The sequence below is a fragment of the Psychrobacter coccoides genome (assembly GCF_017498085.1).
In the GTDB taxonomy this organism is placed as follows: Bacteria; Pseudomonadota; Gammaproteobacteria; order Pseudomonadales; family Moraxellaceae; genus Psychrobacter; species Psychrobacter coccoides.
On the sequence record NZ_JAGBKM010000036.1, the window covers coordinates 1 to 11,681 of the forward strand.

Genomic DNA, 11,681 nt, shown 5'->3' on the forward strand with positions numbered 1-11,681 from the left:
CGGTACCCTAGTGAGGACTTTAATATTTGGCTGCAAGCTATTGGTATCAGTGGCTATAGTTATTTATAGCAGCTCAGTGTACATAGAAGTGTAATCTTGAACATAAAATGGTGATACCTTCAGTATAAGGACATTTAGAATTATCTAAGCCCCAAAAGCAGCTTTCATTTGATAAACTGGTGTTCACTAAATTGATTGTATGTTTGCGATATTAAATAGTAAGTGCCTTCATCTATTTATATAACTTAATGACAAACGATAAAAAGAAGTGGGCAGATTTAACAGATGACGATCTAACCCATATCGAAGGTGACCGTGACAAATTGGTTGGCCGTATCCAAGAGCGTTATGGTCATTCAAAAGAAGATGCTGAACGGGATGTAGATGAGTGGCGTAACCAAAATAAATATTGATTATTCTATCTTCAATAATCATACCCTGGAAATATAAAAAGCCCGTGACTATGATCACGGGCTTTTTTAGTCAGTTTAGTTAGGACTTGATCCTTTAGCGGTGTGCTATTGGTGTCGATACTTCGTAGTGGCTTACTTTGATGGCTAAGATAACATTGGAAGTTGATAGATTTTTGCGTAAATCAACGTGCTAATAAACACACCTAATCCGCTCAGCCATATCATGTATGCATGAGAAGTTGACCACTCGACTTTCCATATGATTTTACTTTCTACGCTTAGCCACTCTGTAATACTGATGCCAAGTGTCAACCAAAATGCACCTACTAGATAACCACCCAGTACATCGCTTAGATAATGCTGGTTCAATACAACTCTGCTCAATCCGATCAAGATGATAAAAAGAATCGCTATTGTAAATATACGAATTTTTTGAGCGAAATTTTGGTTGAATCGAATCAGTAGGTAAGCGATAAATCCATATAACGCCATAGCGGTCGTCGCATGACCACTTGGAAACGAATAAGTTTGCGCAACTAATAAGCTATTAGCAGGCCTTTCACGCTGAAATAAATATTTCAACAAAGAAGTAAATGCAGTGCTGCCTAAAGTAGCAATCAATAACCCTACTATTATATAGCGTTGCTGCTTTACCCAGCAATTCACAGCAACAAACAAAACCACCAAAACGGCAATAGGGGTAGACGCAAAGCTGGTTATCAGGACTAAAAAAACAACAACGTCGGAATCACGTAGTAAGCTCATCTGTGACGATATAAAATAATCGATGGAAACAATAGAATTCAACGTAGCCACAGCTTCAGCCAATGCAATGAATAACACCAGCATGCAACCTATCACTACCCATAGAAATGTCAGTGACAGCCCATAAAAATCCCGTAAATTAAACCGCCGAGACATTATCACATCCAGCTTGGGATACTTACCTCTGAATAGAATGATACGTTTGTTCTTTGCAAGATTCCGTTTAGTCCTCACCCAACAGCGGATTGCTTGAGTGAAAAGCTGCTGACCATAACGAATAACCACGTACTGAAAAACCAATAGAACAGAGATAACCAGAAAAATCAGAAAACCTAAGGCGAACAATGGCTGATTTTCTGATATTAAAGATATCATTATTAAACCTTTTCCGAGAGTATGCTGAACCCTGAGTAATTACTTTCTAGTTAAAGCTCTGGATAGAACTTCTGTTTAAGTCACTAAGTCTTAGTTAGTAAACGATATTGAGTGAGACTATACTTAGTAATGAAGTGATCTGGTTGTAAAGATATGATGATCTTAATCTATTAGACATAGCTGTCTGACTTAAGTAAATCAGCCGCCGATATAGTCAGAGCGATTTAAGCTAATCACAACCTTACAGAAACCCTTTAATATTTAATGGATTGTTCGCTTTCTGATACTTACTGCACTCCATCTGCTGGTGTTTGATCTAAGTTCGAGTTATTTTCATTGACAGTAACCGTATCATCAGCCTTTTGATCATTTTCTACACTGCCATTACTAGAATAGTACGCTGTACCTCCTGCGCCTTCTACATCCTCTGTGGAAGCTGGGATTTGATCTTCAGCCTCGGTTGCTGTTTGCACAGGTGTCATTTCGCTAGATTCTGTATCAGGAGCTGGCTCTTCTGTCTCACTGCTGCAAGCGCTGAGACCAAAGAAACTTACCAAAAATACTATCCATAATTTATTTTGAAGCGACTTCGTAGGTACTGATGTTTTCATTTTAATATCCTTATTATAATTAAGGTCGAAATATTTAAAAAACTCTAGGAAACGATCATACAGTCATTGAGCTGAGCTAATTTAAGTACTAACGCAGACCATTTACTCTTTTTATTTTTTATTGCTATCATTCTTTTATGAAAGCAAAATAACTCTCAACTAATAAGTTAAACCTAACAGACAGATTTAATGTTTTCAGGTAGTGAAAGGTAACAGTTATCTTTTTATTAGGTTCGCCTTAGCAAAGGTAGAAGGGATAACAGTTTAAAGGTATATCCCAGCGGAACTATCTAAAAAGACTCATTAATCAATTAATAGACTACTCATAGTAGACTGCTGTAGTGGAACCACTTAATGAGTACTGAGCATCTTCGGTCTTTCCTTGGCTACATCAGCGATCAGATGCCGTGAGCACTTGGTCATTTTTTGAATATCAGAATAGCTATGACCTGATTTGAGCAGACTAGCGATGATCTTGCGCTTTTCCGTATCTTTCCTACGTCCTGAATACTTACCTTCTGCCTTAGCACGAGCAATACCTTGCATCTGACGATTACGGCGATCCTCATAGTCTTTTCGAGCAATGGCTGCGAGCATATCCAGCATCATTGAGTTAATGGCCTGCAATACACTGCTCATAAATTCAGTGTTGCTTTCAGATTGAAGCGCCATATATGAGGTCGGTAGCTCTTTTGATACGATAGAGAGCTTTTTTTCTGATAGCATCCTTTTAAGCGTATCCCAATCAGCTTGGTTCAAACGCGCCAAGCGATCAATCTGCTCAACTAAAATAACATCGCCCTTATGAGCATCTTCAATCAGCTGCATAAGCTTTGGTCGCACTAAAATAGCTCCTGATTCGTTTTCGACATAGAAGGCAGCAATTTTGTGGCCATGATCGTTGGCAAATGCTATGAGTTCGCTTTTGGCACGTTTAGCGTCTTGCTCTTTGGTTGACGCTCGTAAATACGCTCTGATAAACATAAGCACCTAAAATAGTCTGTTATAAGTGGTTCCATTATACCAGTCTGTTTTAAGTGGTCTGTTAATAGGTTTGAAGGGTAAAATAACTGGTTCCCTTGGGGTATGCCCTTATTTACTGACCAGTTTTATGAGGCCCCTATAATGCTGCCACCCCAAACAACCGACCAATCAATGATGTTGCGACCATAGCGAGCACACCCCATATCACAACTCTAGACGTAGCAGGAATAACAGGGGCACCGCCCAAGCGCGCTGATATTATGCCAAGTAGCGCTAAGCCTACTATCGTTAAAGTCGCGAGTGACCAAACCAGTGTTTGTGCTGGCAAAAGTAAAATACCAATAATCGGTAATATGGCGCCCGCAATGAATGACAATCCAGAAGCAACTGACGCATGAATCGGCTTAGCTTGACTCAGATCTGTCAAACCAATCTCATCTCGGGCATGCGCCTCTAGTGCATCATGCTCAGTCAAAGCTATGGCAACTTGATGCGCTAAGACATGATCCAGTCCACGTTTCTCATAAATTTTGGTGAGCTCAAATAGCTCGCGCTCAGCATTATGAGTCAGTTCATGCAACTCTTTATCCAGATCCGCTTTTTCGGTATCAGCTTGAGACGATACTGAAATATACTCACCAGCTGCCATCGATAGAGCACCTGCGGTTAACGCGGCCATCCCTGTCAATAGCAGTGTTTGACTATTTGCACTTGCTGCAGCGACACCGACTAATAGACTCGCGGTTGAAATCAGTCCATCATTGGCACCAAGTACTGCTGCCCTAAGCCAATGATTGCGATTGCTTAGATGAGCTTCGTCGTGAATAGAATGATGCATAGCATAGATACCCTCAAACGATTTAGACATAAATTAGAATATGTCAGTGTAGCCTATAATGACACACCAATTTCCACATAGTTACCTTGCTTGCTTTAAAGCGATTATTCGATAGGTTATTAGTAAAAAGACTATTGTTTGACTGCCGGCATAAAATAATAACAAAGGCAGCGCGCGACTGTCTGAGCCCACCATAAACACATGAATACTGATGAACATATACGCCATAAAGGTCAAAAAGTGTAGCCAGCGCCATGCTGATTGACCAATATACTGCTTAATATAAAAACTAAACGCACAGATAAATAAGAACCAAAACCCCAACTGCCCCAAGGCCACGCCCACACGCTCAGTCTGAAAACCAAAAGGCATTAGCACCTGCCATAAGTTCAGATTTAAGAAATTATCTGCTAATAAGATACCAGCATGAAACGCGGCAAAGCCTACGGCAATCAGGCTTAGATACTGATGTAAGACAAATACCCGCGCTGCATTAAAGCGCTTGCCTAAACGAGTGCTTAACAACAAGCCAAAAATGACTGCCAACCAAAATAACGTATAAGCGATAACACCGCTTGCCCGTGATAAATACCAAAAGTGTTTATCTGTGCTGGTCAGTAGCTGAGATACCGTCTCTCCCCAAGTTAACGACGCATAACCACCAACTCCGATAGCAATGCTTAACGTTAAGCCAACCCATAGAGCCTGAGTGAGAACATTAGTATTGGAAGCAGTATGACTGCTGGTAGGATGGTCTGTATGCATGACTATGCTCCTATGAATGGCTTTACTTAATGTATTGATATCTAGCGCATGTCGCGTGATAAATTAACTAGCAAGCAGGTTTGGACGCATGGCAGAAGTCACCATCACTTTGTTATCCCTATCTATTAACAACGCCGCAATATGGTGTTTGTTGAGCCACGCCACGGCTGCTTTAACACCAAGAAGCACGCAGTATTTGGCGTATACCTCCGCCGTCATCGCATCTTTCGCCAGTACCGTTGCAGTTAGGACGTCACTTGTTACTGGACGCAAGTCATGCGGATGGATCAAATGATGTTGCCAGCGGCCGTCGTGCAACCAGCGACGATAATCTTGCCCAGATGTGGCGACAGCCCCAGAGCTGAGCTTGAGGATCGCCACATCTTCATCATTGTGAACGTGCTCACTATTGGCAAAATACGGCTTGGCAACAGCCACTCCCCAAGACACCGGTTTATCTGTTGGGTTTTTTGGAACACCAATCGCGATATCCCCACCCATATCGACTAAGCAGGGAATATGCCAGTCATGAACTCGGCTAATATTTTCCGCCAACTGCATGGCGCACCACCCTTTGACATATCCATTCAAATCCAGTGCCATGCCAGCTGGCAGATATACTTGATGTTGTCTGTCAGCTAACTGGCGAAGCTGAATACCTTCTATCTGCTGATTGGCATGGTTAGCACTTGTCGTGTCTTGCACGTTTGTAGGGGTGCTTACGCTAGTAACAGGTAATGATGGCACAGACATTTTGGGCAAGGTCTCAAATGAATGCTTATAGCCTGCGTCCCATAGAGGGTGCAATAACGTTGGTGTTACTAAGCCTTGAGTCTTTGAGACAAAGTGAATGGCACGCTGCAACACCTCAAATAATTCTGAACTCACCTCAGACCATTGGTCGCCACGGTTATTCAGTCTCATAAGCTCACTGCTGTCATCAAAACGACTGAAGATATGTTCCCAGTCAGCTAAGCGCTGCTGAATATCGTTTGTCAAAAAAGCGACTTGTTGGTCTATTCTCATTTGTGAAGGTTGCGCGCTCAGTCTTGTGGTATTTAAGCTAATTTGAATGTGACAACCCATGGCAAACAGTTTAATCGTTGCCAGTTGCGGTGTTGTTTGATTGGACATATTTGTGTGCATTCAAAGCCCTCCCTTGACTAAACATTCAAACTAAATAATCTGTGGTTTTTCTTATTTATTGAGAAGATCGCGTACGAGCGACAACCCTTATTACCTCAACAGGTGCGACTGCATTGACCTGTCGCAATTGATTGATATCAGCGATGGGCGTTGGCGTGACTGCCCTTTCATCAGACTCAGCAACAGCAGTGCTTATAATGGCAGTGCTCACAGGGGCAGTTTTTTGTTCTTGATTGAGTAGTACCAGCCATCCTGCCATAGTACCTGCAATCGAGACCATCATAATGCTGCTTTTAAGAGCGGCAAAAGGATCTGCTTTTTTAGCCGTTTTTTTGACGGCTGGTGTCGAATGTGATTTGGTATTAGTCATCGTATTCCTCCTCATCATGTTGCTGATAGCTCATGGCGATTAGGCGATCATTCTCTTTATAGTATTTTTTATCGTGTGCTTTGCGATGTTTATCCTCTTTACGTTTATCATCATCGTGGTGCTTATCTTCATAATCGTCATCGTCAAATCTCTCAGCACGATAGTCATTGGTCGCAACCGGATTCAGTACAGTGCCGACACTGGCATCAATATAAGTAGCGCCGCTGTCTAATAGCACCTCATAAGCGACGGTGCCGTTATAATTGACGAGCTCGGGTGAAGCCTGCAATACTGAATTGGGCGCGTCTTGCTGCGCAAGCGCAGTTGCTTGCGTGGCTGTGAGTGCCGCCAGAGGTGATGGATTGGCAAATGGGGATTGCGTGAGAGGGTTTGCCACGGCTTTAAAGGACGATAAATCAGAGGATATAGAGGTAATGTCAGTATTTTGACTCATGGCATTCGCAGCTGATAGTGCGTCATCAGCGCTGGGCGACTGGACAGATAAGGCGATAACGCCACCAAAAAACACTAATGAGGTTGCACCAACAGTCAATAATAAGGGTTTTAATAGAGGTAGGCTCATAAGATTGTACTCCGTCTATATTATTAGGGAATACAACTAGCATACGGGGTAAATATTAACTCAACCTTAAGCCCACGCCGATTAATTTTTATCGTTTTATCAGATGCTTGATATCGCTTTTTTATGTCTTATCGTGACGATAAAGCCAGTTTCTGGTTGAGAGCGGTTAGCAAACTCTAACGTCAGACCGTGCAGCTCTGCTATTCGATTGGCAATGGATAGCCCAAGACCGCTACCTAATTGGCTTTGACCTGCTGGGCGATAAAAGCGCTCGCTTAAGCGCGTCAGTTGTTCTGGCTCGACGCCACTGCCATTATCGACCACTCTAATAGCATTGGTGTCGAGCTGAAGTTCAATCAAAGCGCCCTCGGGACAATAGCGAATGGCATTGTCCAACAGGTTACGGATGAGCAGTTTGAATAAAATTGGATTGATAAGGATGGGTAGAATATCAGCAGGATTGTCACAGTTCACAGTGCGTTTTAATTGCATGTGCTTTTCACGAGCTAGCCGATTGACATCACTGAGTACAATATCCGTTAGCATCAACCAATCCGGACTTTCTAATTGCTCAGGAGGTAATTGTTGTTGCGGTTCTATTTTGGCTAAAATCAGCAGTTGATCGACCAAATGAGTGGCCCGCTCAATGCCATTGCTAATGTTTTGGGCATGATAGAACAGCTGATTATCGTCTTCTACGCCAGATAACTGCAATATCTGCTGCTGTAACAAATCAGCTTGTAGCTTTAACGCCGCAAGCGGGCTTCTAAGCTCATGTGAGGCATCGGCGGTAAAGCGCTGCTCACGTGCTAGGGTATCCGCGACTTTTACAAACAAGACATTTAAGGCGCTCACTAACGGTTGGATCTCTTTGGGCACGTCCGCTGTGATGGGGCTATCATCTTGCGGTTGACGCTGTTCAAGCGCACTACTAATCTGAGTTAACGGCATAAACCCCCGCCGGATCAGCCACACCACCAAACCCATAAATGCAAATAGCCCAATCAACATCGGCAGCACTTGCACGGACATGGCATCAGTAATCATCTCTCGGCGAGATTTGAGGTTCTGTCCGACGGCAATGACCCGACCTTCATAGTCATGATCATCATGGACGTAAAATAAACGCCAGCGCTTACTAAAAGGGTTGAGGCGCTGATAGGCAGAATCATGCTCTTCTAAAAACCCATGCTGGTCTGGCAAAAAAGCAAATGATTGACCATTTTCATCAGCCATTAATAGACGGCCTTTTTTATCCCAAATGGCAAAGCCCATATAGTCATCCTCAGCCTCACCAAGATCACCTGATAGCTGCTTACTTTTTAACGCATAGATTTTGGGCGTGTGCTTTTTGTTATCATCCCTTTGCCTATGATGGTCTTTATCGTCCTCTTCTTTGGGGGCGACCCCTATTAAATAACGGGCAACTTGAGTGATTTGGGTGTCATTCATCTCATTGATTTCGTGCCAAAGCTTCCACGCAATAAAGCTTGAGGTAAGCACCCACAGCAAAGGTAAACCAATCAGTAGCGATGTTAATAGCCGTTGCTGAATACTTTTCATAGGCTCACCAAGTAGCAGACAAAGTGGAGGCACCAAAAACAGACCGTTGAATGCCTAACGGTGGTTAATGGTGGTTATGGACTGGATTGAGATAGTAGCCAATACCGCGTTTGGTCAAGATAAAATCATTGCCCAGTTTTTTACGTAAATGATGAATGTGTACTTCAATGGCATTGCTTTCGATATCTTGTTGCCACCCATATAGCTTGTCTTCTAAGCTTGCGCGGCTGTGGATTTGCTTAGGGTGGGTCAGCATTTGCTCTAAGATTGCCACTTCTTTGATGGTTAATTCTACCATTTTGCCTTGATAAGAGACTTGCTGATTCTGAGGCTGATAGGCCACTTCGCCATAACGGACTTCAGGTTGACACCGACCTTGGCTGCGTCTCATCAATGCTTGTAGACGGGCAATCACCTCATCTAATGCAAATGGCTTCACCAAATAATCATCAGCGCCGGCATTGAGTCCTGCCACACGATTGGCAATCGCATCGCGAGCGGTGATAATCAATACTGGCGTATCTATGTGTTTTTCCCGCCAGTTTTTTAGGACGGTCATGCCATCACCTTTTGGCAAGGTCAAATCCAGCAGTACCGCATCAAACATGCCATCTTGCAGCGCCATCTCACCTTGCTTGGCATCACCAAACCAATCCACCATCATGCCATGACTTTTTAAGCCAAGGACAATTCCATCAGCGATGGTGCTGTCGTCTTCTATCAATAATATGCGTGCCATAAGTGCTCCATCGCTTGACTTATTTCATAGTAGTCGGCTTGTCTGTCACCGTTTTTTTGCCCGTTATCATTGATTTAATGAGGTTTTGGCGTTGCCAGTAACTCATGGCAATCGCTGCGATGATATGTAGAGGAACCAGTAGATATAAGCTGTTTGCTAATAACTCATGAATCTCTTCAAGCACCTCTTTATCACCAAACAGCCCTGCTTCCATCAGATAACCGGTTAGTCCTAACCCTATAGTCACAGCCCATAACGATAACATCATCAGTGCGGCCAAGGGGTTATGACCAAGATTCTGCTCATCAACGCGTCGAACGCTTAAATCTGATACATGCCGTTTGAGTCGTTTTGGTGTGGGGAAAAAGCCAGTAAAGCGTGCATAGCGCGTGCCAACCAGACCCCAAAGTAAACGTATGACCACCAGTCCCAAAACGGTATAGCCGACATACTCATGCCACTCACCACCATCTTCGGTAAAAAACAGATTAGCAATAATACCAGCTGCGACTGTCCAATGAGTCACTCTTACTAATAGGTCCCAAACTTTTACTTGCCTCGCTTTAGGCATGTTCGGTACATGTGCAGAAGAGTCGTCCCAATTAATGATGTCTTTTTGGCTCATGGTTGTCACTCCTTAATCATTTGTTTGTTTATTGACAACACCCGCTGCTAAACACTGAAAATCAGCAAGATATCGTAAGCAGACGAGATATCACATTATCTGCCTTATCGCTATTACAACAAACAAATCTTAAGGTGAGCTTAGGACGTTAAAACAGGTAAATCATTGTGCAGCGAACCGGTAGCCTACGTCGTGCCATATACACCACTTAAGAATTATTTAAGAATCAGGCTGTATTATTAGCCATACTTCTCAATAAATACCTACTTGTTAAATCAAGCTTTCTTAACGGCAATAAAATAATTTTTCGGGAGATTCTTATGGCTTTAAAGTCATGGCAAGTGATCGGTAGTGTCGTACTGATCACTTCAATCACTGTACTCATGCAAATTTCCTCTGAAACGTGGATCACATCAGCAACAGTCAGTTTGATAATGGGTGCTTCGGCTTTAGCGTGCATGGCAAGCTCATGCATACTCGCTAGCCGTTGGCACGGTATTGAAAGGCTCTTTGGCGGTCTGGATAGGGTTTATGAAGCGCATAAGTGGATTGCTATATGGGCACTTATTTTCGCTGTCTATCATTTTGTCTTCAAAGCCAAGCTAGACGCTTGGGATCTTGCGCCCATTTTGGAGTTGTCCAAATATTGGACGCGTTTGATGCGTCAACTCAGCCTTGTCGCGTTAGGTCTGATTATACTACTGGCGCTGAATCGCAAAATCCCGTATGGCAACTGGCGTTGGTTGCATAAGTTCTCAGGCCCACTTTTTTTAATCGTTATACTACATTGGCTGAGCTTTGAGTCTCCCATCACACTGACTAGTCCAGCAGGTATTTGGTTAGCACTACTTTGTTCTGTAGGCGTGATTGCAGCATTGTACAAGATGATATTGTACCCATTCATTGCCAAAGCCGGAGAGTATAAGTTAGTCGCTATATCCCAGGGCAAAGCGGCGGTACACTTGGAGTTTGAGCCAGTCCGTAAAGGGTTTCAATTTAAGGCTGGTCAATTTGCCTTTATCTCTCTTAAAGAACCAGGTTTGCACGAGCCGCATCCTTTTACCATAGCTAACGCACCTTCTGATACTGGACACATCCATTTTGTGATTCGAGCATTGGGTGATTATACAAAAAAGCTAAATGAACAAGCCAAAGTGGGTATGTTGGCTGATATTTATGCGCCTCATGGTAATTTTAAACGTATATCAAATGCAGAGCGTGAAATCTGGATTGGTGCCGGAGTAGGAATCTCTCCCTTTATTTCTTGGCAAGAGGATAAAACTATCGGTCATTTTGAACGTGCCACTCTGATATATTGCTTCGATCCTGCGCGTGTTTTTCCAAGTGTTGAGCGTATGCAGGAGATGACAGAACAGTCTGGAGTAGATTTCGTAGCCAACCCAAGTGGCAGTAATGCCATGGCTGAAACCATTCGGCAAGTCGCCAGTGAAGTTAATCCAAAGCAGATTCAGATTAGTTTTTGCGGTCCAAAAGGGCTTTTAGGAAAAGTACAAGAGTTAATGAAAGAAAATGGTATTCCTGCCAAAAATATTCATTATGAGTTTTTTGATTTTCGCTAGAACACGTACAATTTGCCGTGCTTAACACAAACCCAATAAGACAAATGGCACGCTGGCTCAAGTCATAAAGTCATCGGTGCTAGTGCTAAGTAGGCGAACGACAATGGTATACAGATTAATTTAAGTCATCGAACGTTGATCAGGAGCCTGGTGGTTTAAAGGCCGTCTTATACTTAATGGTCTACAGTGACTTAACATGAAATGGATATACCGCCATTTCATGTTAAAAAGGACACTACTGTGTACACGGAGCTACTATAAATAACTAGGAGTGATGATAACAATAGCGTACAACCGAATATTCAAGTCCTCACTAGGGTACCG

The 11,681-nt window shown here is 43.0% G+C and carries 13 protein-coding genes; 2 read left to right on the top strand and 11 right to left on the bottom strand.

The features are described 5' to 3' along the window. The first annotated feature begins 248 nt into the window (after window positions 1-248). The gene (locus J3492_RS12605) at window positions 249-413 is read left to right on the top strand and encodes a CsbD family protein (RefSeq protein WP_207992393.1); all 165 of its coding nucleotides are present in this window, start codon (window positions 249-251) and stop codon (window positions 411-413) included. A 144-nt stretch (window positions 414-557) separates the two neighbouring features. Here J3492_RS12605 and J3492_RS12610 read toward each other — a convergent pair whose 3' ends face one another. From J3492_RS12610 to J3492_RS12660, 11 genes are all read right to left on the bottom strand, one after another. Next, on the bottom strand, window positions 558-1,553 hold the full coding sequence (locus J3492_RS12610; RefSeq protein ID WP_207992394.1) for a phosphatase PAP2 family protein: 996 nt from the start codon (window positions 1,551-1,553) through the stop codon (window positions 558-560). Between the two features lie 287 nt (window positions 1,554-1,840). Continuing rightward, window positions 1,841-2,164 carry a hypothetical protein gene (locus J3492_RS12615; RefSeq protein ID WP_207992395.1) on the bottom strand — a complete coding sequence of 108 codons (324 nt, stop codon included), beginning with the start codon at window positions 2,162-2,164 and terminating at the stop codon, window positions 1,841-1,843. A 351-nt stretch (window positions 2,165-2,515) separates the two neighbouring features. Further along, a complete protein-coding gene (locus tag J3492_RS12620) occupies window positions 2,516-3,148 on the bottom strand; it encodes a recombinase family protein (protein ID WP_207992396.1) in 633 nt (210 codons plus the stop codon). A 136-nt stretch (window positions 3,149-3,284) separates the two neighbouring features. Further along, window positions 3,285-3,986: a VIT1/CCC1 transporter family protein gene (locus J3492_RS12625; protein WP_011959977.1), complete on the bottom strand. Its 702-nt coding sequence runs from the start codon at window positions 3,984-3,986 to the stop codon at window positions 3,285-3,287. A gap of 81 nt (window positions 3,987-4,067) precedes the next feature. After that, on the bottom strand, window positions 4,068-4,751 hold the full coding sequence (locus J3492_RS12630) for a ferric reductase-like transmembrane domain-containing protein (RefSeq protein WP_011959976.1): 684 nt from the start codon (window positions 4,749-4,751) through the stop codon (window positions 4,068-4,070). Window positions 4,752-4,814: 63 nt separating this feature from the next. After that, complete coding sequence (locus J3492_RS12635; RefSeq protein WP_227501911.1) at window positions 4,815-5,885, bottom strand: FAD:protein FMN transferase; 1,071 nt, start codon at window positions 5,883-5,885, stop codon at window positions 4,815-4,817. Window positions 5,886-5,952: 67 nt separating this feature from the next. Further along, window positions 5,953-6,267 (bottom strand): hypothetical protein, encoded by a 315-nt coding sequence (locus J3492_RS12640; RefSeq protein ID WP_020444569.1) that lies wholly within the window; start codon window positions 6,265-6,267, stop codon window positions 5,953-5,955. Continuing rightward, window positions 6,260-6,850 (bottom strand): PepSY domain-containing protein, encoded by a 591-nt coding sequence (locus J3492_RS12645; RefSeq protein WP_011959973.1) that lies wholly within the window; start codon window positions 6,848-6,850, stop codon window positions 6,260-6,262. The genes J3492_RS12640 and J3492_RS12645 overlap by 8 nt, the downstream gene beginning before the upstream one ends. A 99-nt stretch (window positions 6,851-6,949) precedes the next feature. Then, on the bottom strand, window positions 6,950-8,413 hold the full coding sequence (locus J3492_RS12650; protein WP_011959972.1) for an ATP-binding protein: 1,464 nt from the start codon (window positions 8,411-8,413) through the stop codon (window positions 6,950-6,952). A gap of 64 nt (window positions 8,414-8,477) precedes the next feature. Further along, on the bottom strand, window positions 8,478-9,152 hold the full coding sequence (locus tag J3492_RS12655) for a response regulator (protein WP_020444568.1): 675 nt from the start codon (window positions 9,150-9,152) through the stop codon (window positions 8,478-8,480). 19 nt (window positions 9,153-9,171) lie between these two features. Beyond that, the gene (locus J3492_RS12660) at window positions 9,172-9,777 is read right to left on the bottom strand and encodes a cytochrome b/b6 domain-containing protein (protein ID WP_020444589.1); all 606 of its coding nucleotides are present in this window, start codon (window positions 9,775-9,777) and stop codon (window positions 9,172-9,174) included. A gap of 320 nt (window positions 9,778-10,097) precedes the next feature. Here J3492_RS12660 and J3492_RS12665 point away from each other — a divergent pair, with 320 nt between their 5' ends. Beyond that, complete coding sequence (locus tag J3492_RS12665; RefSeq protein ID WP_020444588.1) at window positions 10,098-11,357, top strand: ferredoxin reductase family protein; 1,260 nt, start codon at window positions 10,098-10,100, stop codon at window positions 11,355-11,357. Window positions 11,358-11,681: the final 324 nt, after the last annotated feature.

Bases quoted from the DNA above. Each gene is read 5' to 3' on its own strand.
- J3492_RS12620 (WP_207992396.1), bottom strand. From the start codon at position 3,148: ATGTTTATCAGAGCGTATTTACGAGCGTCAACCAAAGAGCAAGACGCT.
- J3492_RS12625 (WP_011959977.1), bottom strand. From the start codon at position 3,986: ATGCATCATTCTATTCACGACGAAGCTCATCTAAGCAATCGCAATCAT.
- J3492_RS12660 (WP_020444589.1), bottom strand. From the start codon at position 9,777: ATGAGCCAAAAAGACATCATTAATTGGGACGACTCTTCTGCACATGTA.
- J3492_RS12605 (WP_207992393.1), top strand. From the start codon at position 249: ATGACAAACGATAAAAAGAAGTGGGCAGATTTAACAGATGACGATCTA.
- J3492_RS12645 (WP_011959973.1), bottom strand. From the start codon at position 6,850: ATGAGCCTACCTCTATTAAAACCCTTATTATTGACTGTTGGTGCAACC.
- J3492_RS12630 (WP_011959976.1), bottom strand. From the start codon at position 4,751: ATGCATACAGACCATCCTACCAGCAGTCATACTGCTTCCAATACTAAT.
- J3492_RS12640 (WP_020444569.1), bottom strand. From the start codon at position 6,267: ATGACTAATACCAAATCACATTCGACACCAGCCGTCAAAAAAACGGCT.
- J3492_RS12615 (WP_207992395.1), bottom strand. From the start codon at position 2,164: ATGAAAACATCAGTACCTACGAAGTCGCTTCAAAATAAATTATGGATA.
- J3492_RS12635 (WP_227501911.1), bottom strand. From the start codon at position 5,885: ATGTCCAATCAAACAACACCGCAACTGGCAACGATTAAACTGTTTGCC.
- J3492_RS12610 (WP_207992394.1), bottom strand. From the start codon at position 1,553: ATGATATCTTTAATATCAGAAAATCAGCCATTGTTCGCCTTAGGTTTT.
- J3492_RS12655 (WP_020444568.1), bottom strand. From the start codon at position 9,152: ATGGCACGCATATTATTGATAGAAGACGACAGCACCATCGCTGATGGA.
- J3492_RS12650 (WP_011959972.1), bottom strand. From the start codon at position 8,413: ATGAAAAGTATTCAGCAACGGCTATTAACATCGCTACTGATTGGTTTA.
- J3492_RS12665 (WP_020444588.1), top strand. From the start codon at position 10,098: ATGGCTTTAAAGTCATGGCAAGTGATCGGTAGTGTCGTACTGATCACT.